General features: G+C 65.9%; 15 protein-coding genes. 9 read left to right on the forward strand and 6 right to left on the reverse strand.

Features of this window, described 5'->3' with window-relative positions; translation table 11 throughout:
- The first annotated feature begins 8 nt into the window (after positions 1–8).
- The 8 genes from MC375_RS16615 to MC375_RS16650 all read left to right on the forward strand — a co-directional run bounded on the left by MC375_RS16615 (position 9) and on the right by MC375_RS16650 (position 11619).
- Positions 9–2843, forward strand: coding sequence for a TonB-dependent receptor (locus MC375_RS16615; RefSeq protein ID WP_242104520.1), 2835 nt, complete (start codon positions 9–11; stop codon positions 2841–2843).
- A 102-nt stretch (positions 2844–2945) separates the two neighbouring features.
- Positions 2946–5519, forward strand: a complete 2574-nt coding sequence (locus MC375_RS16620; protein WP_242104521.1) for a glycoside hydrolase family 3 protein — start codon at positions 2946–2948, stop codon at positions 5517–5519.
- 150 nt (positions 5520–5669) lie between these two features.
- Positions 5670–7730: a carbon starvation CstA family protein gene (locus MC375_RS16625; protein WP_242104522.1), complete on the forward strand. Its 2061-nt coding sequence runs from the start codon at positions 5670–5672 to the stop codon at positions 7728–7730.
- Positions 7702–7929 carry a CstA-like transporter-associated (seleno)protein gene (locus MC375_RS16630; RefSeq protein ID WP_242104523.1) on the forward strand — a complete coding sequence of 76 codons (228 nt, stop codon included), beginning with the start codon at positions 7702–7704 and terminating at the stop codon, positions 7927–7929. The genes MC375_RS16625 and MC375_RS16630 overlap by 29 nt, the downstream gene beginning before the upstream one ends.
- A 384-nt stretch (positions 7930–8313) precedes the next feature.
- Positions 8314–9021, forward strand: a complete 708-nt coding sequence (locus tag MC375_RS16635) for an ankyrin repeat domain-containing protein (RefSeq protein WP_242104651.1) — start codon at positions 8314–8316, stop codon at positions 9019–9021.
- Positions 9022–9087: 66 nt separating this feature from the next.
- Positions 9088–10314: an XVIPCD domain-containing protein gene (locus MC375_RS16640; protein WP_242104524.1), complete on the forward strand. Its 1227-nt coding sequence runs from the start codon at positions 9088–9090 to the stop codon at positions 10312–10314.
- A 229-nt stretch (positions 10315–10543) separates the two neighbouring features.
- The gene (locus tag MC375_RS16645; protein ID WP_242104525.1) at positions 10544–11191 is read left to right on the forward strand and encodes a glutathione S-transferase family protein; all 648 of its coding nucleotides are present in this window, start codon (positions 10544–10546) and stop codon (positions 11189–11191) included.
- Positions 11192–11196: 5 nt separating this feature from the next.
- On the forward strand, positions 11197–11619 hold the full coding sequence (locus tag MC375_RS16650; protein WP_242104526.1) for a DUF3052 domain-containing protein: 423 nt from the start codon (positions 11197–11199) through the stop codon (positions 11617–11619).
- A 6-nt stretch (positions 11620–11625) separates the two neighbouring features.
- Here the strand turns inward: MC375_RS16650 and MC375_RS16655 are convergent, their stop codons facing one another.
- Complete coding sequence (locus MC375_RS16655; RefSeq protein ID WP_242104527.1) at positions 11626–11808, reverse strand: hypothetical protein; 183 nt, start codon at positions 11806–11808, stop codon at positions 11626–11628.
- A 240-nt stretch (positions 11809–12048) separates the two neighbouring features.
- Here MC375_RS16655 and MC375_RS16660 point away from each other — a divergent pair, with 240 nt between their 5' ends.
- Positions 12049–12876: a hypothetical protein gene (locus MC375_RS16660; RefSeq protein ID WP_242104528.1), complete on the forward strand. Its 828-nt coding sequence runs from the start codon at positions 12049–12051 to the stop codon at positions 12874–12876.
- A 72-nt stretch (positions 12877–12948) separates the two neighbouring features.
- Here MC375_RS16660 and MC375_RS16665 read toward each other — a convergent pair whose 3' ends face one another.
- The 5 genes from MC375_RS16665 to MC375_RS16685 all read right to left on the reverse strand — a co-directional run bounded on the left by MC375_RS16665 (position 12949) and on the right by MC375_RS16685 (position 20579).
- Complete coding sequence (locus MC375_RS16665; RefSeq protein WP_242104529.1) at positions 12949–13134, reverse strand: hypothetical protein; 186 nt, start codon at positions 13132–13134, stop codon at positions 12949–12951.
- Between the two features lie 49 nt (positions 13135–13183).
- Positions 13184–14434 carry a DUF819 family protein gene (locus MC375_RS16670; RefSeq protein ID WP_242104530.1) on the reverse strand — a complete coding sequence of 417 codons (1251 nt, stop codon included), beginning with the start codon at positions 14432–14434 and terminating at the stop codon, positions 13184–13186.
- Position 14435: 1 nt separating this feature from the next.
- Complete coding sequence (locus MC375_RS16675) at positions 14436–16514, reverse strand: S9 family peptidase (protein WP_242104531.1); 2079 nt, start codon at positions 16512–16514, stop codon at positions 14436–14438.
- 44 nt (positions 16515–16558) lie between these two features.
- The gene (locus tag MC375_RS16680) at positions 16559–18529 is read right to left on the reverse strand and encodes an oligopeptide transporter, OPT family (RefSeq protein ID WP_242104532.1); all 1971 of its coding nucleotides are present in this window, start codon (positions 18527–18529) and stop codon (positions 16559–16561) included.
- 79 nt (positions 18530–18608) lie between these two features.
- Positions 18609–20579, reverse strand: a complete 1971-nt coding sequence (locus MC375_RS16685) for a S9 family peptidase (RefSeq protein ID WP_242104533.1) — start codon at positions 20577–20579, stop codon at positions 18609–18611.
- Between the last annotated feature and the right edge of the window lie 136 nt (positions 20580–20715).

Raw genomic sequence — 20715 nt, forward strand, 5'->3', positions numbered from 1 at the left:
GGTTCGCCGTGCCCAGTCAGCTCAAATCCGCCTGCTCTCTTGTCCGTGCCCCACGCCGCTCCGCGCTGGCGACCGCCTGCTATCTGGCCCTGATGTCTGCCACCGGCGCGGCTTATGCGCAAGAGACCCAAACCGAGCTAACAACACCGGAGACGCAGGCCGATCAGGCCAGCACAACCGAACAGCCGGCAACGGCACCGCAGACCGCCGAGGAGGTGGACACACTAGGTACCGTGCACGTCACCGGCATCCGGCGCAGCATCATGTCGTCGGTTAATACCAAGAACAGTTCAGACTCGATCGTTGAGGCGGTATCGTCCGAAGACCTCGGCAAGCTGCCCGACGTCAGCATCGCCGAATCCATCGCCCGCCTCCCGGGTCTGGCCGCACAACGCGTCGACGGTCGTGCGCAGGTGATCGCGATCCGCGGTCTATCTCCCGACTTTGCCGCCACCCTGCTCAATGGGCGGGAACAGGTGAGTACCGGCGACAACCGCGGCGTCGAATTCGACCAGTACCCGTCGGAGCTGATGAGCGCAGTGACCGTCTACAAGACCCCGGATGCGACGCTGATCGGCCAGGGCCTGTCGGGCACGATCAACTTGCAAACGGTCCGCCCGCTATCGTTCACGGAACAGCGGTTCGTCGCCAACGTGCGGGGCGAATACAACTCGCTGGGTGAGCAGAATTTCGATGGCAGCAAACAAGGCTACCGCGTCAGCGCGTCCTACATCGATCAGTTCCGTGACAACACCATCGGCGTGGCCATCGGCGTGGCGCGGCTCGATTCCCCGTTCCAGGAGCAGCATTACAAGGCCTGGTGGTGGGGAGGCAACGAGGACTGGTTTCCTGCAGTCGAGGGCAAACCCGCCGATACCGTTGCCCAACAGGGTGCCGAAGCCTGGCTGCGTTCGCGCGACCAGGTACGCGACGGCGTAATGGGTGTACTGGAGTTCAAGCCGAACGAATTCGTCCACAGCACCTTGGACATGTATTACTCGAAGTTCGAGCAGAAGGAGTCCACCCGCGGAATGATGTGGTCCAACGATCCGTGGACCGGCAATAGCGTTTATTACACCGACACCGGCATCACCCAGGTAGGGCAGACGCCAATCATCACCAGCGGCACCATGCATAACATGGAGCCCATCGTGCGAAACGACGCAAACCAGCGCGACGACACGCTTTACTCGATCGGCTGGAATACCGAATTCAAGGTGACGGACAACTGGAAAGCAACGACGGATGTGTATTATTCGCGCGCGAAACGCCATCAGGACTGGCTTGAAACCTATGCCGGTAGCGCCGCACTGGATAGCATCACGTTCGACTATCCCCTGGGATCGAACGATTTCCCGACCTTCGGCGCCGGCCTGGATTACGCGGATCCAGAGACCATCACGCTAAGTGATCCAGCAGGTTGGGGCCGGGAGGGACGCCTGGAGAAAACCAACCAGGACGACCAGTTGTCGGGCATCCGGCTTGGCCTGAGCCGTTCCTTCGATTCCGGCCCCTTCAGCGGCATCGATTTCGGATTTGCCGGCACCCGCCGGATCAAGGACAAGACTTCTTCGGTGTACTTCGCACAGCTCAAGAATGGAGCCTCGTCCGTCGCCGTCGAAGACGACTTGCTCGGATCACCAACCGATCTTGGCTACATCGGCCTCCCCGGTTCGCTTGCATATGACGTCTTCGGCGCGCTCGATCGTTACTATGACCTCGAATTGCACATGGATGCCAACGATTTGAGGAAGGACTTTACCGTCCGGGAAAACGTCGAAACAACGTTTGCAAAGCTCAACATCGATACCGATATCGGCAGCATCCGGCTGCGCGGTAACGTCGGGCTTCAGTATGTGCACACCAACCAGTCTTCGACGGGCTTCGACATCGACGACAGCACCGCCACGATCGACAGCAGCGTCACTCGCGGCACAACCTATGACGACGTGCTGCCTAGCCTGAACCTGGTGGCCGACTTCGGCAGCGGCTGGATGCTGCGCCTTGGTGCCGCAAAAACCCTGGCAAGGCCGAGGGTCGACGACATGCGCGCTTCAGGGAGCGCAAGCGTGGCCGAGACCGGCGAGAACGCGGGTCGCTGGAGCGGCAACGGCGGCAATCCACTGCTCGAACCCTGGCGCGCGACTTCCGGGGATCTGTCGCTGGAGAAGTACTTCGGCGATGCAAGCTATGTGGCATTGGCGCTGTTCTACAAGAACCTCGATACCTACGTGTACACGCAGACAGTCGAGGACTACGACTTCAGCGGTTTTATCAACACCAGCCCCATCCCGGCGATCTCCGATATCGGCACCTTCTCCACACCCGCCAATGGCGAGGGCGGCTATCTCAGGGGTGCGGAAATCAGCACATCACTTGAAGGCGGCTTGCTCACTCCGGTGTTGGATGGGTTCGGCGTGCTGTTGAACGGGTCCTACACGGAAACCTCGATCCATCCGAACGGCCCGGGCACTAGCAGCACGCTCCCCGGCTTGTCCAAGATCGTCGCCAACGTGACCGCCTACTATGAGAAGCACGGTTTTTCGGCGCGTATCAGCCAACGCTATCGATCCGATTTCAATGCGGAGATTGCCAGCCTGTTCGCACAACGCGGCTACACGCGGGTGCTTTCCGACCGTCAGCTCGACATGCAATTGGGTTATGCATTTCAGCCGGATACCGCGCTCGATGGCTGGTCAGTGCAGTTCATGGTCAACAACATCACGAACTCGCCCTACCGCACCGTGCAGGACAACGACTTTGCCGGCGGCTACAAGGCTCCATTGGAGTACAACCTGTATGGTCGGCAGTACCTGCTCGGCGTGACCTACAGCTTCCAGTAAGAGACCCGCACCGCAGCTCTACCGACAAGGGCCGTTGCGGCCCTTGTCATTTTGCGGCGCCGAAGAATCCACGTTGGCGCCGACAACACCGAGGATCCCAGCATGCAACGTCGCTTGATCGCCCTCTTCGTCGCCGCCGCGATGGCCGCTACTGCCAGCAGCTGCAAACGCGACGGCGCGCCCGCAACTTCCACCGCGGCGACCGCCGATGCACTCAAGACCGATGCCGCCCTAACCGACTGGCCCAAGGTCGAAAGCGCGATCAAGGCAGACCCGGCGATCGAGGCACGGATCAAGGAGATCCTGGCCGGCATGAGCCTGCGGCAGAAGGTCGGGCAGATGACCCAGTCCGAGATCAAGACCACCAAACCGGAGGACGTGAGGAATTACTACCTCGGCTCGGTGCTCAACGGCGGCGGTTCCTGGCCGGCGATGAACAAGCATGCGGCGGTCGCCGACTGGGCGGCGCTCGCCGATGGCTATTACGACGCCTCGATGGCCACCGACCTCAAGGTGAAGATCCCGATCATCTGGGGCACCGACGCGGTGCACGGGCACAGCAATGTCTACGGCGCCACCATCTACCCGCACAACATCGGCCTGGGCGCGGCCCACGACCCGGCCCTGGTGGAGAAAATCGCCGCGGCCACCGGCAAGGCAGTGCGCGCAACCGGCGTCGACTGGCTGTTCGCACCGGCGGTGCCGGTGGTGCAGGACCTGCGCTGGGGCCGTACCTATGAGAGTTATTCGGAAGATCCGGCGCTGATACGCGAGTACGCGACCGCCTATACACGTGGCCTGCAGGGCACGTTCGCGGACGATGGCAATGCGATCGCCAGCGTCAAGCATTTCCTCGGCGACGGCGGCACCGAGAATGGCAAGGACCAGGGCGTCACCAAGGTCACGCTGGGCGAGTTGATCAATCTCCACGGTGCTGGCTATTTCGGCGCGCTCGGCGCGGGCGCACAGACGGTGATGGCCTCGTACAACAGCTGGGTTGATGCCGACAGCGGCAAGGACCACGGCAAGATGCACGGCATCGGGGAACTGCTGACCGATGCGCTCAAGACCAAGATGGGCTTCGACGGTTTCATCGTGTCGGACTGGAATGCGATCGGCCAGCTCCCCGGCTGCAGCAATGCCAGCTGCCCGGCCGCGATCAACGCCGGCATCGACATGATCATGGTGCCGGACGACTGGAAGGCTTTCATCGACAATACCGTGAAGCAGGTCGAGTCCGGCGAGATCCCGATGGCGCGCATCGACGATGCGGTGAGCCGGATCCTGCGGGTGAAGCTGCGCGCGGGCCTGTTCGACGACAAGAAGCCGTCCGCCAATCCCCATGCCGGCAAGCTGGAATCCGTGCAGGACCGCGCCCTCGCCCGCGAAGCGGTGCGCAAGTCGCTGGTGCTGCTGAAAAACGAGAAGAATGCACTTCCACTGGCGCGCGGCAGGAAGATCCTGGTGGTCGGCAAGGGCGCCGACAGCATCTCCAACCAGACCGGCGGCTGGTCCCTGACCTGGCAGGGCACCGACAACACCAATGCCGATTTCCCCAATGCCGACAGCATCCTGGCCGGTATCCGCGAAGCCGCCGGCGAGGCCAACGTCACCTTCAGCGAGAAGGCCGAAGGCGTGGACGTGTCGAAGTTCGACGCGGTGATCGCGGTGATCGGCGAAACGCCGTATGCCGAAGGCGCCGGCGACATCGTGCCGGCCGACACGGTCGGCCACAGCCGCCGTTTCCCCGAGGACCTGGCGGTGCTGCAGGCGGTGTCCGGCAAGGGTAAGCCAGTGGTGACGGTGCTGCTGTCGGGCCGCCCGCTGTACACCAACGACCTGATCAACCTGTCCGATGCCTTCGTCGCTGCCTGGCTGCCGGGCACCGAGGGCAAGGGCGTGGCCGACGTACTATTCGCGGGCACGGACGGCAAACCCGCACACGACTTCCGCGGCACGCTGTCCTTCTCCTGGCCAGGGGTCGCGTGTCCTGGTCCGCGCGCCGCCGGCAAGGACGGTGCCGCTCCGCAATTCGCGCGCGGCTACGGCCTGAGCTATGCCAAGCCTGCGGCCGTCGCGCAGCTGCCGCTGGACGATACGAAAACCTGTGGCGTAGCCACCGTGCTGCCGATCTTCGAGCGTCTCGATGCGCCGATGTTCGCCCTGCACGTGGGCTCGGGCAAGGAGCTGCAGGCCCTGGGCGCCGACCTCAACCGCACGCTGGAATGGCCGCAGGGCAAGCCGCTGGTGCGCGTGCGCACCGTGCAGGTGAACACCCAGCAGGACGCCAAGGAAGTGACCTGGCTGGGACCGGCGCGCCTGTTCTCGCGCAACCCGTCGCGCAACAACCTGGCGGCGATGGCGCAGGCGGACGCAGCGTTGAGCTTCGACGTCTCGGTGGTGCAGGCGCCGACCGCGAAGGTGACGCTGGCGATGGGCTGCGGCGAGACCTGCGGCGGCGAGATCGACCTGACCGACGCGCTGAAAACCGCCGGCACCGGGCAGAAGCGCACGATCAAGGCGCCGCTGAAATGCTTCGCCGCGCGCGGCGCGGACATGGCCGCCATCGACACGCCGTTCGCGATCGAAGCAAACGCCCCCTTCGCCGCAGCCTTCGCCAATATCCGCATCGTCGCGGGGGCGGCCAAGGATGCCGACGCCCTGAAGTGCGATTAGTCCCACGTTAGGAGGCGTGACACCCTGCCCCTTCGTCGGGGCGGGGTTCACTGCGCAACAACCGCGGCGGCCTTATTGCAGCGCGCATTGACCTGATGCGGTGCGTCGACGACGCTTGCCGATCATCCTCCACACGCACGGTGCCCCGGCATGACCCTTCCCGCGAAACTCGGCTGGGCCGTCCTTTCCCTGTTCGCGGCGTTCTGCCTGGGGACCGTGGCCCTGTCCCGCGGCGAGACCATCAGCGCGTTGTGGATCGTGTCGGCGGCGGTGTCGATCTTCTTCATCGCCTATCGCTTCTACGCGCGGTTCATCGTCACCCGCGCCTTGCAGATCGATCCGAGCCGCGCTACGCCTGCGTGGCGGCGCAACGACGGGCTCGATTATGTTCCCACCGAAAAGACGGTGCTGTTTGGCCATCACTTCGCCGCGATCGCCGGAGCCGGCCCGCTGGTCGGCCCGGTGCTGGCGGCGCAGATGGGTTACCTGCCCGGTTTTCTGTGGATCCTGTTCGGGGTGATCCTGGCCGGTGCGGTGCAGGACATGCTGGTGCTGTTCCTGTCGGTACGCCGCGACGGGCGTTCGCTGGGCGACATGATCCGCAGCGAACTGGGCAACGCCGCCGGCTACACCGCGATGGTCGGGATCCTGGCGATCATGGTGATCCTGCTCGCGGTGCTGGCGCTGGTGGTGGTGAAGGCGCTTGCCATCAGCCCATGGGGCACGTTCACCGTGGCCATGACCATCCCGATCGCACTGCTGATGGGCGTCTACCTGCGCTGGTGGCGACCCGGTCGCATCCTCGAGGTGTCGATCCTGGGCCTGGTGCTGTTGCTGCTGTCGATCTGGCTCGGCGGCCTGGTCGCGCAGTCGCCGCAGTGGGCGCCGCTGTTCACCTTCGATGGCAAGGCGCTGGCGTGGATGCTGATCGGCTACGGTTTCGTCGCCGCGGTGCTGCCGGTCTGGCTGTTGCTGGCGCCGCGCGATTACCTGAGCACCTTCCTCAAGATCGGCACGATCTTCCTGCTCGCCATCGCGGTGCTGGTCGCGATGCCGGAGCTGCGCATGCCGGCGGTCACGCGCTTCATCGACGGCAGCGGCCCGGTGTTCTCGGGCAGCCTGTTCCCGTTCCTGTTCATCACCATCGCCTGCGGCGCCGTGTCCGGCTTCCATGCGCTGATCTCGTCGGGCACCACGCCCAAGATGCTGTCGAACGAATCCGAGATCCGCCTGATCGGCTACGGCGGCATGCTGATGGAAGCCTCGGTCGCGGTGATGGCGCTGATCGCGGCCTGCGTGCTGGATCCGGGCGTGTACTTCGCCATGAACGCGCCCGCCGCGCTGATCGGGAGCACGGTCGACAGTGCGGCGCTGGCGATTTCGCAGTGGGGCTTCGTGATCACGCCCGATGTGCTGGCGGGCACGGCGAAGGAGATCGGCGAATCCACCATCCTCTCGCGCGCCGGCGGGGCGCCGACCCTGGCGGTGGGCATGGCCCAGATCCTGCACGGCATGCTCGGCGGCGAGGGCATGTTGGCCTTCTGGTACCACTACGCGATCCTGTTCGAAGCGTTGTTCATCCTCACCACGATCGATGCCGGCACGCGGGTGGCGCGCTTCATGATCCAGGAGCTGATCGGCCTGGCCTATCCGCCGTTCCAGCGTACCGAAAGCTGGGCTGCAAACCTGGCCTGCACCGCGCTGGCGGTGGCTGGCTGGGGCTGGTTCCTGTACCAAGGGGTGGTCGACCCGCTCGGCGGCATCAATACCCTATGGCCGCTGTTCGGCATCGCCAACCAAATGCTGGCCGCCCTGGCGCTGATCTTCTGCTGCGTGGCGCTGGTGCGGATGAAGCGCGAGCGCTGGCTGTGGATCCCAGCGTTGCCCACCGCATGGCTGCTGGTGTGCACGCTCACCGCCGGCTGGCAGAAGCTCTTCCACGCCGATCCGAAGATCGGTTTCCTGGCCAATGCCCGTAAGTTCGGCGACGCCGCCGCGCGCGGCGAACTGCTGGCGCCGGCGAAATCGATCGACGAGATGCGGCGCATCGCCTTCAACAATCAGCTCGACGCCGCGCTGTGCGTGCTGTTCATGGCAGTGGTGCTGTTGACGCTGTTCTTCGGAGTGCGCGCGGCCCTGGCCGCGCGGCGCAGCGACGTGGTTACCGCCCGGGAGACCGACTATGTCGCGCTCGACGCCATCGCCCGCTGAGCACGCCGGCGCCTGGCTGCGCCGGGCCTGGACGCTGGCAGCACGCACCGCGCGGCTGGCGGTCGGGATGCCGGACTACGATGCCTACCTGGCGCATGTGCGCCTCCACCATCCCGACCGCGTGCCGATGGATCGCGTCGGCTTCTTCCGCGAGCGCATGGCGGCACGCTACGGCGCTGGGCGCTCGCGCTGCTGCTGAGGCCACGCGCCCGTGGCGCATCGGTCACCCGCTCACGGGCACCGATGCAAGCTGACGGGTTGCGGGAGTGGTACGCCATCCGTCGCCAGCTGGGACGCGTCCGCAGGTATCGCTGCGCGTAACTCGTGCGAAGACGTGCGCAGATCGAACGGCGCGGACCTGCGCTGCGAAACAGGGATGCCCGTCCGCAGATCACCGCGCCAAGCCGCATCCGCGTTTGTGCGCATGCAGCAAACCCGCGACAGGAGTGGTGTAGGATCGGGTTGCCGCCCACCGGATCGACACACGCGGCGAAACAGCGACGCAGCCGGAAAGGACCCCGCAGTGCGCAAGCCCGTATCCAAGCGCGCATCCGCCCTGGCGGCTCTCGCCACCTCCATCGCGATGGTTTCATGCGCCGCGCAGCCGCCCGGTGCAAAGGAGCAAACCAGGATGTCCACAGCCGTGCAGGAACGCAGCATTCCCTTCCAGGACCCCGCAATCGTGCCGCTGGCCGAAGCTGTAGCCGCGGGCGATATCGCCGGCATCCGCCGCCTGGCCCCGTCGGCCGACCTGTCCGCGCGTGGCAGGGACGGCGTCACCCTGCTCGAATGGGCGGTGTGGAACGAGCGCCCGGAGGCGCTGGCAGCACTGCTGGAGGCCGGGGCCGACGCCTCGGCGCCGGGCATGGATCAGGAGACCGTGGCCCACATGGCCGCGATGGCACGGGATCCGAAGTATCTGCAAGTCCTCGTTGCCCACGGCGCGCCGGTCGATATCGCCAGCCCGCGCGGAGGCTGGACGCCGATCTTCCGCGCCGTGCAGAGCCGTCGTGATCCACAGGTGGATCTGCTGCTGAAGGCCGGCGCGGACCTGCGTCGCACCGATTCGATGGGCAACACGCTCGCGCACGTGGCGGCCAACATCAACGACGCGGCGCGCGTGCTGCAGCTGCTGGAAGCGGGCGTGGATCCGGCCGCGACCAATGCCCGCGGCCAGACCTTCCAGGCCGCGCTGTTCTCCGGCTCCGACACCAGGCTCAACGCCGAAAGCCGGAGCGCGCGTCAGAAGGTCCGCGACTGGCTGGCCGCCAGGGGTATCGCGCACGAGTAACCGGACAGGGACCGGCGCGGGCGGCTCCGATTCCGCTGCGCGCCTTCAGCCATGGAGGAGCTGCATATGAATGCACCGTCGGCAACGATCGCCGCCAATTCCGGCACGTCCTCGGGGCGTAACGGTTTCGCAGGCCCGGACCCGCAACCCGTGGATCGCGCGCTGGCGGCGCTCGTCCAGGACAATTACGACCGCGCGGACCAGCTGCGCGGCCAACCGCCGGTCGACCGGCCGCTGCCCACCGGCTGGGCGCGCATGGGCGACGAGGAAGTGCGCGCGGCGGGCATCGACCCGGCGCTGCTGCACGACACCAAGAGTGGCTTCGACGCCTCGTTCTATCGCGACGCCAGCGGCCACGTGGCCCTGGTCTACGCGGGCACGGACGAGGGCCAGGACTGGAAGCACAATTTCGGCCAGGGGCTGGGCTTCAAGGACGCACAGTACGACCAGGCCATTGCCATGGCGCGCGAGGCGAAGCTGGCCTTCGGCGGCCGCCTGGTACTGTCGGGCCAGTCGCTGGGCGGCGGTCTGGCAGCGGCCGCCGCGATGGTGAACGAGGTCCCGGCGGTGACCTTCAACGCCGCAGGCGTCCATGACAATACCGTCGAGCGCTACGGCGTGGATGCGGCCGCGGCCAAGCGTCAGGCCGACCTGGGGCTGGTGCGGCACTACGTGGTGGAGAACGAGATCCTGACCCACCTGCAGGAAGACGCCTTCCCGCTCAAGCTGGCGATGCCGGACGCGCCCGGTGCCCGCATCGACCTGCCCGACCCGGATCCGCTGACCACTTTCGAGCGGCTGCTGCCGTGGAAGAACTTGCCGCACCGCGTGGACAACCACTACATCGAGGCGGTGATGGAGGCGATGGACAAGGCCGGTTACACACTCGACGCGACGGAGCCGGACCGCGCTGCGCGGAGCCCGCGCGATGCCTCGTTGGACACCGTCAACCGCCTGCTCGACGACTCGGTCCGTGGGCTCGCCCCGCAGCGCGACCGGCTCGGGCTGCAGGACGACGCGCGCTTCTTCAACGCCGCCGCCGGCATGGCCGCCTCCGCCGGGCATGACGGCCTGCGGCGCATCGACCATGTGGTCGCCGCGCCGAACGGCCGCAGCGTGTTCGCAGTGGAAGGCGGGCTGGACGACGCTGGGCACCGGCGCAGCCACGTTGATGTCGACGTGGCCAGCCGCATGCCGGCGATCGACAGCGCCTGGCTGCTGCGCGAGCAGGGGGGCGAACACGTGACGCAAGGCCGGCAGCAGGAAGAGCAGCGGCGGATGGCATTGGCCTGAGGTTCGCGTCACGCGGACGGCGGTCCGAATACCGGACTAATACGCCTGCCTGGCGCATGTGCGCCTTCACCAGCCCGGCCGGCCGCGTGCCTATGGACCGCCTCGGCTTCGTCCGCGCATGGTGGCACTCTACGGCGCGGGGCGCTCGCGCTGAAAGTTGTCGATTGCGGGCACCCTCGTTCGTCGAACCTGGAAGTGCCGGGGTTGGCCCGCACGGAGACCGTCCGCGATGCTGAAGCTTTACGCCCACCCGTTCTCGTCCTATTGCCAGAAGGCCCTGACCGCGCTGTACGAGAACGGGACTCCATTCGACTACAGGCTGCTGGAGGGCGAGGAGGCGCAAGCCGAACTCGAGGCGCTGTGGCCGATGAAGCGCTTTCCCGTGCTCGTGGACGGCGAGCAGACCGTGTTCGAGGCCAGCGCGATCATCGAACACCTGCAGCTTCGCCATCCCGGCGCAGTCCGGTTGATTCCGGACGGCGACGACGCGGTGGAAGTACGCATGCTCGATCGCGTCTTCGACAACTACGTGATGACCCCGATGCAGAAGATCGTGTTCGACCATCTGCGTCCACAGGACCAGCGCGATGCATGCGGTGTCGCCGAGGCGAGGGCCATGCTCGATACCGCTTATGCCTGGCTGGAGCGGCATCTGGCCGGACGCGAATGGGCAAGCCGGTCCGGTTTCAGCCTTGCCGACTGCGCCGCCGCGCCCTCGCTGTTCTACGCGGACTGGGTGCACCCGCTCGACGACGCTCACGGCAATGTGCGCGGTTATCGCCAGCGCCTGCTCGCCCGCCCCTCGTTCGCGCGCGCAGTGGAAGAAGCCCGGCCGTACCGCGCGTATTTTCCGCCAGGGGCGCCCGACCGCGATTGAGGGTCATGCCCGTGACGACCGGATACTCGGCGACACCGTTGGCCAGGAAGCTCGGCTTTGTGCCCGGGTGCCGGGTGCTGTTGCGGCACCAGCCGTCGCCCTATCTGGAATGGCTGTCGCCGCTTCCGGACGGCGTGCGCTTCGATAAGCGCGCTTCGGCGGGCACCGATCTGGTGCATGTCTTCGTTGTGTCCCGTTCGACCCTGGTCGAGGAGCTGCAGCGTGCGCGCAGGACGCTCCGGCCCGATGCCGTGGTCTGGGTGTCCTGGCCGAAGAAGGCCTCCGGGGTTGCAAGCGACGTGAGCGAGGACGTGATCCGAGCCGTCGCGCTGCCGCTCGGCTTCGTCGATGTCAAAGTCTGCGCGGTCAGCCCGGTCTGGTCCGGGCTGAAGCTGGTGGTGCGCAGGTCGTTGCGTCCGGGCCGGTAGGACTGGCTACCGGCGGTTGATCGTGATGGCGCTCCAGCTCTCACGCCTGCGGCGATCGAACCCGCTGCGCCGATCGCTATGCACCAGGTCGAAGCGGATCTCCTCGCGCCGGTCGCGGCCCTCGCGCCGCTCGGTGTTGGCGCGGCGCTCGGGTCCGGAGTACGGCGGCTTTGGTGCATGGTCAGGCACGGCGCGAACCTCCTTGCGACATAAGTCATGACTCCCCAACGCGATTCCCCGACAAGACCGGCCGCCCGATGAAATACATCCGCAAGCCTGACCGCTTGCCCCTGGTTGCCGCGTTGAGACAGCTACGATCCCAGTCATGCGGTACGCCGAAGGCGGATGCGGGGATCATCCGGTCTTCCAACAAGGGGGTTCTCTGTGTCGATGCAAGCCGCTGTTCCCGTTCGTTCCAAAGTTCGCTGGATGGCCTCCAGCACACTGGCAAGTTGCCTGCTGGGCCTGCTGTTTTCCACCGCCGCGTCGGCCACCGGCACCGTTGGCATCCCCACCCCCGTGGACGTCGATCTGAGCTGCAAGGACTTCGATACCGCCGGCATCCTCAATGAGGTCGAACTGCTGGTCAGTCCGCTGCCTGAAGGTCCCACTTTGCAAGGCGACGGTGTACTGGCAGTTTCGACGATCTCGTTCGAATCGACGAATGGATGGCTGCTGTACTGGATCCAGGAAAGCACCGGCCAGTCGATCCATCACGTCAGCCTCAGCGGTGCCGGCTCGGCAGTGCTCTACAGCTACGACCCTCCGGTGACGCATGACGAAGGCCTGCACCTGCCGGCGCCGCAGACCGCGCTGTTCCAGACCATGACGACCACGCCCGGCTACCCGCAGGCCGCGAACGCACGGTTCTGCTATTCCACCCCACAGGAGACCGGATTCGAGGGTTGCACGCTGGGTTACTGGAAGGTGCGCCAGCATCACGATTCATGGCCGGCTCCGTACTACCCAGGCAGCAACCTGCAGGTCGCCTTCGGCGCGGACGCGTTCAACGATTCCTTCCTCAATGCGCTGAACTACAAGGGAGGCCCCGGCATCGCCGGCGCCAAGCGCATCCTGCTCAAGCAGGCCGTCGCTGCCCTGCTCGGTGCGACCTCGCCGGATGTCGACTACCCGATCACGACCGCGACCGTGACCTCACAGGTGGCCGCCGCCCTGGCCAGCAACGATCGCGAGATCATGCTGTCCCTGTCCACGACGCTGGACGCCTACAACAACCAAGGCTGCCCGCTGAACTGACTGCGTTCGACGGGGAATGCAAGAAGCCGCGCTCGCGCGGCTTCTTTTTTGAACGCATGATCGCTGCGGGCGCTACCGGCGGTCGATCGCGCTCCCGTTCCACGACCCCTGCCGGCGCCGGTCCTTGCCGCTGCGACGGTCCTCCTTGGTCAGGTCGAAACGAAATTCCTCGCGCCGATCGCTGCCCTGCCGGCGCTCCTTGCCGCTGCGGCGCTCCGGCCCGCGATAGGGTTCTGGCCGGTCTTCGACTTCGAACATGGGCCGCTCTCCGTTCATCCCGTTCCACTAGAAAACGCAAAGCCGTGATTCATCCGGTCGCCAGCGCCCGCAGGATCAGGCCCAGCAGGTAAGACAGCCCTGTGCCCGTGGCGTAGCCCAAGGTCCCCAGCAGGGCTCCCACCGGCGCCAGCGCGGGATGGAAGGCCGACGCCACGACCGGTGCCGAGGCCGGTCCACCGATATTGCTCTGCGAGCCGATCGCGAAATAGAAGAACGGCACGCGCAGCAGCCTGCCCATCAGCCACAACAGCACGATATGGATGGAGATCCAGACGATCCCCAGCAGGAACAGCCACGGCCGGTCGAGCAGCGCGAAGATGTCCATCTGCATGCCGATGGTGGCGATCAGGAAGTACAGCAACAGCTGACCGATGTTCGACGCGCCCGCGCCCTCGAGGGTGCGCGCACGGGTGAAGCTCAGGCCCAGCCCGATCAACGTCGACAGCATCACCATCCAGACGAAGGGCTCATGCAAGCTGACCGTCTTCGCCCAGGACACGTGGGCACCGAACCAGGCCGAAACCGGCGCCGCGACGAAATGGGACAGGCCGACCGCGCCGAACGCCAGCCCGATGATCATCATCAGGTCGGTCAGGCTGGCGATGCGACCGTGTTCGGCGCGGAACGCTTCCAGCTTGAGCTTGAGTTCCTCGATCGCGCGGGTATCGGCGCCGCTACGCGCGTCGATGGCCTGCGCGCGCGCGGCCAGGAAGATCAGCACCGCCATCCACACGTAGCCCACGCCCACATCGACCACAGCGAACTGGCCGAAGGTCGTGGCGTCGACCTGGAAGATTTCCTTCATAGCCAGCATGTTGGCGCCACCACCGATCCAGCTGCCGGCAAGCGTGGTCATGCCGGTCCAGGTGTCGCCGGCCACGGTTTCTGGGTGCACGGCGCGGAACAGCAGGAAGGCGAGCACGGCCCCCGCCATCACGCTCAGCGATGCCGCCGCATACATCAGCACCAGTTTCGGCCCGAGTCTGAGGATCGCCTTCAGGTCGATCGACAGGGTGAGCAGCACCAGTGCCGCAGGCAGCAGCACGCGACTGGCGACCGGGTTGTAGAGCTTGCTCGCTTCGCCGTCGATCAGGCCGAAGGTGTTGTACAGGCCCGGGATCAGGTAGCACAGCAGCAACGCGGGGACGAAACTGTAGAACTTCCGGAAGAAGCCGTGCTGGAGCGATGCGGTCCAGAACACCGCGCCGAGGGTCGCGGCGATCAGGCCAAGGACGACGATGTCGTTGCTGATCAGCGCCGTGCTGGCGACCGGCTCCACCCTACGGCCCGATGTGCTGCTTGAGCCAACCGTTGACCGTGTCGTGCCAGAGCACGCTGTTCTGCGGCTTCAGCACCCAGTGGTTCTCGTCGGGGAAGTACAGGAACTTCGATTCGATCCCGCGGCGCTGCAACGCGGTGAAGGTGGCGATGCCCTGCTCCACCGGGATGCGGTAGTCGAGCTGGCCATGCACCACGAGCATCGGCACGCGCCACTCGTCGACATGGTTGACCGGGTTGAACTTCTCGTAGTTCCTCGGCACGTCGTACGGCGTACCACCCTGCTCCCACTCGGTGAACCACAATTCCTCGGTGGCATAGCCCATCGCCCGCTGGTCGAACACGCCATCGTGATTGACCAGGCATTTCCACGGTTCGTTCCAGTTACCGGCGATCCAGTTGACCATGAAGCCGCCGTAGCTGGCGCCCAGGGCGCAGGCCTTTTCCGCGTCGAGGAAGTCGTACTTCGCAAGCGCCGCCTTCCAGCCTTTCTGCAGGTCCTCCAGCGGACGGTCGCCCCAGTGCTGGCTGATCGCGTCGGTGAACGCCTGGCCGTAGCCGGTGGAGCCATGGAAGTCGATCATCACCACGGCGTAGCCCTGCCCGGCGTAGGTCTGCGGGTTCCAGCGGTAGCTCCAGCCGTCGCCGAAGCTGCCCTGCGGCCCGCCGTGGATCAGGAATGCGACCGGGTATTTCTGGCCGGCCACGTAATTCCATGGCTTGACCACGTAGCCGTGCACGGTATCTCCGCTCCAACCCTTGAAGTCGAACTGTTCGTACTCGCCCCAGGCCACGTCGGCGAGCATCTCGCCCGCGCTGGGCGTGATCGCACGCACCGGCGTGCCGGCGATCCCGCCGGTGAACAGCTGGTCCCCGCTCTTCATGCTGTTGCGTGCGAACACCAGGGTGGGCCCGGTGGGACCTGTGTCGGCCAGTTCGAACGCGGATACACTGCCATCGCCGACCAGTTTGGTGACCCCGCCGCTTTCCACATCCACGGCGAACAGCGGATGTTCTCCCGTGTCCTGGGCCGTGGTGTAGATGGTCCGGCCATCGGCGGACACGGTGATGCCGTCGGCAGAGCGGTCCCACTGCGGTGCGATCTCGCGCGTGTTGCCGCTGGCGAGGTCCATCGATTTCAACGCGAAGCGGTCCGCCTCGAAACCCGGGCGCTTCATCGCGCGGTAGTAAAGCGTGCGGCCGTCCTTGCCGAACACCGGACCCGCGTCCCAGGCGGGGTTTCCCGAGGTGAGGTTCGTGGCGGCGCCGGTGCCGTCGGCGTTGACCTGGTACAGATCGAAGTTGGTCGACCAGGGTTCCTCCCGGTCCGACCTGCGTGCGCTGAACACGAGGGTCTTGCCGTCGGGAGCCCATGCAAGATCCGACAGGTCGCCGAAAGGCTTGGACGGGATGTCGCCTTCCACGTCGCCGCCGACCAGGACCGCGGTTTTCGCAGGCGCCGCGCCGCCCAGGTCAGCCACGAACACGCGATTCAGGCGCCCGTCCGACCAGGTATCCCAGTGACGGATGAACATGCGGTCGAAGACCACACCGCTGGTCTTCTTCTTGCCGTCGGCGTCGAGCTGCTTCTTTGCGCACTCGAGATCCGACGCGCACTGGGGGAAGGTCGAAAACACCAGCGCCACCTGCTTGCCGTCCGGCGACAGCTTGTAACCGTCGACATCCAGGGCGAACGCGGTGAGCTGCTTCGGCGTACCGCCCGCCACGAGCTGCGCATACAGCTGCGAACTGCCGTTCTTCGCGCTGAGAAAGTACACCGTCGTTCCATCGGGCGAGAACGCAGGCGAATTGACGTTCCAGCCTTCGGGGGTCAAGCGCACCGGCGGAGCCGCGTCGCGCGCGAATAGGTCCTCGATCCACAGCGAGGTGCTCGCCTTGTTGGCATCGAAATCCACCACCCGCTTGGCGAACACCAGCTTGCGAGCATTCGGCGAGAGCGTCGGCGAGGAGTAACGATCCATCTTCGCCAGGTCACGGACGTCGAAGCCGCGCTCGGCGTGTGCGAACGTGGGGAGAGCAAGCAGGAGGGCGGCGGATAGAATGGCGTGGCGCAGGTTCATGACGGCTCCAACAGGTCCAAGGCGTACAGGAAGAGAACCAGAGATCACATCGGACCTGGCTCGACGTCGCCGAGCGCGGGCTTGGCCTTGGCCCCGGTGCGGTACAGCAGCCAGCCGACCACGGTGAGCACGACCAGCCCGACGATCTCGCCGAACTGGAACTGCTCCGGGAGCGCAATGACATCGGCGCGCCCTGAGGCGACGATCGGGATCGCGATCAGGATGCCCATCAACGCCTCGCCGGTGATCAGCCCGGCGGCGAACAGCGTCCCGGGCCGGTGCAGACGGTCGCGGGCCACTTCGTCCTCGGTGCCGACCATGCCGTGGCGCCGCTCGACCAGGTAGGACAGCAGGCCGCCGAGGAAGATCGGCACCATCAATTCCAGCGGCAGGTAGATGCCGATGGCCGCGGCCAGCACCGGGACGCGGAACTTCGCGCCGCGGGCCTTGAGCACTTCGTCGATCGCGATGATCGCCGCGCCCACGCCTGCGCCGATGGCGATGATGCCCCACGGCAATTCGCCCCCGAACATGCCCCTGGCCACCGAGGCCATCAGCGTGGCCTGGGGTGCGGACAGCGAATTGGGCTGCTCGGGTGTCGGTGCGCCGATGCCGTAGGCCTGGGCCAGCAGGTTCAGCACCGGCGCCATCACCAGCGCGCACGAAAATGCGCCGATGCCGAGCATCAGCTGCTGCTTCCATGGCGTGGCGCCGACGATGTAGCCGGCCTTCAGGTCCTGCAGGTTGTCTCCGCCGACCGCAGCGGCGCAGCACACCACCGCGCCGATCATGATCGCCGCAACCGCACCGATCGGCGAATCGCGCCCCAACAGCAGCATCAGCACCACCGAGGCGAACAGGATGGTGGCGATGGTGATGCCGGACACCGGGTTGTTCGAGGAACCGACCAGGCCCGCGAGGTAGGCCGATACGGAGACGAACAGGAAGCCGGCCACGATCATGATGATCGCCATCGGAATGCTCACGCCCCAGTTGCCGACGATGGCTTGGTACAACAGCAGCAACGGAATGACGAAGGCGACCAGCGCCACCAGCATCCACTTCATCGGCAGGTCCCGCTCTGTTTCCGCGAGATTTGCGTCGGCGCCCTTGCGTGCGGCGGCGATGCCGCTCTTCACTCCCGACAGCAGCGACTTGCGCAACGAGAACAGGGTCCACACGCCGCCGATCAGCATCGCGCCGACGCCCAGGTAGCGGATCTTGGTCGACCAGATCGCGAACGCCGCGTCTTCCGCGCTGGCGCCCAGGTTGCTGGCGGCCAGCACCGGGTCGGTGCCCTGGAACATCGCGTGGTAGAGCGGGATCCCGATATGCCAGGACAGGATGCTGCCGGAAAGCACCACGATGCCGATGTTCAGGCCGACGATATAGCCCACGCCGAGCAGGGCCGGTGACAGGTTGGTGCCCATGTAGCCCAGATACTTGCCGAAGAAGCCGGCGCCCGCGGCAGTGTCGGGAATGATGCGCATGCCGCTGGCGGCCGCAGCCTTGAGCACCGCGCCGATCGCCGCCGAGAATGCGAGGATCTTCAGGCCAGGCCCCGGGTTTTCGCCCGCCTTGAGCACCTCCGCCGCCGCCTTGCCTTCCGGGAACGGCAACGGGTTTTCTACGATCATCGTGCGCCGCAGCGGCACCGAGAACAGCACCCCGAGCAGGCCGCCGAGGCCGGCGATGCCCACCACCCACCAGTATTTGAAATCGGGCCAGTAGCCCATGATGATCAGCGCCGGGATGGTGAAGATCACGCCGGCCGCGATCGACGACCCCGCAGACGCCCCGGTCTGCACGATGTTGTTCTCGAGGATCGTGCCGCCGCCCAGCAGCCGCAGCACGCCCATCGATACCACCGCCGCCGGGATCGCGGTCGCGATCGTCAGGCCGGCGAACAGCCCCAGGTAGGCATTGGCAGCCGACAGGATCACCGCCAGGATCACTGCAAGCAGCACCGCCCGCAGCGTGAGCTGCGGCGTACCCGCTCCGGATTTTGCGTTCATCGCCTCTCCCCCGCGTGGAATCGCGACAAGCTAAGCGGTGGTCCGCCCCAAGTCCAGTGCGGGAAGCCGCGGCGGCGGGCTAGTTGCCCGCCGCCAGTGCGCCGTTGCCGATGTGGCGCTCGAGGAACCCGAGCAGACGGTTCTGGAATTCACGCTTGTTGGCTTCCACGTAGAAGCCGTGCCCTTCCTTCGGGTAGTACAGGGTTTCGACCGGAACATTGGCCGCCTTCAAGGCCTGTTCCATGCGCCTGCTGTGCTGGATCGGAGCGCGGTCGTCTTCGCCACCGGCGGCGAGGAATACGGGGGCCTTGATCCTGTCCGCCAACCGGGTCGGCGACACTGCCGTCAGGGCGTCCTTCGGGCCGAGCCACTGGCGCAGGAAGGTCTCGCCCGACCTGCTGCGCTGGATGTCGCCATCGGTGTACATGTCGGACAGCTCGTAGACGCCGACGTAGCCCACTGCGCACCGATACAGGTCCGGTTCGCGCGCCACGCCCATCAGCGCGGCGTAACCGCCATAGCTCGCACCGTAGATGCAGACGCGGGCGGGGTCGGCGTACCCCTGCTCGATCGCCCAGCGGGAGGCATCGGTGATGTCGTCCTGCATCTTCGCGCCCCATTGCCGAGCGCCTGCCTGCTCGAAGGCGCGACCGTGGTTACCAGAGCCGCGGTAATCCACCTGCAGCACGGCGTAACCGGAAGCCGCGAGCATCTGCACGTCCGGATCGAATCCCCATGCGTCGTAGATGCCGAACGGGCCACCGTGCGGCATGACCACCATCGGCAGCCGCTTGCCGTCAGAACCCGGTGGCAGCGTGAGATAGCCATTCAGCGTCAGCTGATCGCGCGCCTTCAGTGATACCGGCCGCATCTCGGCCATCGTGGCCGGATCGATCTTCTCGCGCCGGCTGACCAGGTAATCGGCCTTCTTGCCGGCGATGTCGAAAACGTAGACGTCCCCGGGATTGCGGTCACTGGACACCTCGATCAGCGCGAGCTTGCCGTCGGACGTGGTGGAAATGACCTCGACCGCCTGGTCCTTGAAGGCAGCTTCCAGGCTGCGCTGCAGGCGCGCTTCCGGCGAGGCGGCATCGAAGAATGCCGTCCGCGGCTTTCCGTCCATGTAGACCGCGCCAACCGGCACGCCGGTTCCGGGGCGATAGAGGATGGAGAACGGATCGACATTGTCATCGCGCAGCAGCTCGCGCCGCTGCAACGTCGCCAGGTCGAGCGCGTCAATGGAATCCGGCCCCTGTGGATGCTCCACCCGCAGATAAGCGGTGGCGTTGTCCGCCGCGAATCCGATCGCATACTCCGCGTGGCCGCTCGCGGCCTCGTCGTTCAGCAGTTTCCAGGGCGCGTCCTCCGCGGCTTCGCGGTAGTACAGCTTCGTATTGAGGTCGATTCCGCCACCTTGCGCAAAACGCACGTTGCCAGCGTTGTCGGTGATGAAATCCACGTTGGCCACCGGCCCCTGCACCAGCTTGGTCCGCTTGCCCGTATACACATCCATCTTCTCGACCCGAGACTCCGGATCCGTGATGAAGCGGAAGACGTTGATCAGCACGTGGCGGTCGTCTCGTGGCAGGTCGTCGATCATCAACGCGGCGACCCGTTCCTCCTTCTTGGCACCTACTCGTGTGCCCAGCTTGCCCGCCACCAGGCGTTGGCCGACCAGGATCTCGGGGGTGGAACCGTTGACGTGCATGCCGTAGAGCTCGCCGAGCAGGCGCGGCTCATCCAGGGATCCGATCCGCTCGGCCATGCTGAACACCACCCGCTCAGAATTGACCCACCAGAAATCGTGAACGTGGGTTCGCGTCCCCATCCCGAACGAACCCACCATCTTGTGGTCGGCGCGACGCCGGATGGCGAGTACCGTCTGGTTCTCGAGCGGAATCGTGACGGCGTAATACTCGCCGGTCGGCGACAGCTTGATCTCCTTAAACTTCTCGGTGTCAGTGAATAGCCCGACCTCCACGGCCCGCGCCGGCTGCATCAGCACAGGCAACAGTACGCACAGCAGCAATACGCGCTGGCAGATCCCCATCGATGTTCCCCTTTTTCCCTGTCCCGGCGGGCGCCCCCATGCGCCCGCGACGGCAGCAGGCTAGCGCATCGGGACCGTCGCGGAAATGGGGTAAGCGTAGGGATCAGCCCGAACTCGGCTTGCATGTCCGAGCGCG

The organism is Lysobacter sp. M2-1, from assembly GCF_022662495.1.
Taxonomy (GTDB): Bacteria; Pseudomonadota; Gammaproteobacteria; order Xanthomonadales; family Xanthomonadaceae; genus JAKPBU01.

Coding starts and splice junctions, on each gene's coding strand:
- MC375_RS16680 (WP_242104532.1), bottom strand. CDS start 18,529: ATGAACGCAAAATCCGGAGCGGGTACGCCGCAGCTCACGCTGCGGGCG.
- MC375_RS16685 (WP_242104533.1), bottom strand. CDS start 20,579: ATGGGGATCTGCCAGCGCGTATTGCTGCTGTGCGTACTGTTGCCTGTG.
- MC375_RS16645 (WP_242104525.1), top strand. CDS start 10,544: ATGCTGAAGCTTTACGCCCACCCGTTCTCGTCCTATTGCCAGAAGGCC.
- MC375_RS16630 (WP_242104523.1), top strand. CDS start 7,702: ATGTCGCGCTCGACGCCATCGCCCGCTGAGCACGCCGGCGCCTGGCTG.
- MC375_RS16665 (WP_242104529.1), bottom strand. CDS start 13,134: ATGTTCGAAGTCGAAGACCGGCCAGAACCCTATCGCGGGCCGGAGCGC.
- MC375_RS16625 (WP_242104522.1), top strand. CDS start 5,670: ATGACCCTTCCCGCGAAACTCGGCTGGGCCGTCCTTTCCCTGTTCGCG.
- MC375_RS16675 (WP_242104531.1), bottom strand. CDS start 16,514: ATGAACCTGCGCCACGCCATTCTATCCGCCGCCCTCCTGCTTGCTCTC.
- MC375_RS16640 (WP_242104524.1), top strand. CDS start 9,088: ATGAATGCACCGTCGGCAACGATCGCCGCCAATTCCGGCACGTCCTCG.
- MC375_RS16620 (WP_242104521.1), top strand. CDS start 2,946: ATGCAACGTCGCTTGATCGCCCTCTTCGTCGCCGCCGCGATGGCCGCT.
- MC375_RS16635 (WP_242104651.1), top strand. CDS start 8,314: ATGGTTTCATGCGCCGCGCAGCCGCCCGGTGCAAAGGAGCAAACCAGG.
- MC375_RS16660 (WP_242104528.1), top strand. CDS start 12,049: ATGGCCTCCAGCACACTGGCAAGTTGCCTGCTGGGCCTGCTGTTTTCC.
- MC375_RS16650 (WP_242104526.1), top strand. CDS start 11,197: ATGCCCGTGACGACCGGATACTCGGCGACACCGTTGGCCAGGAAGCTC.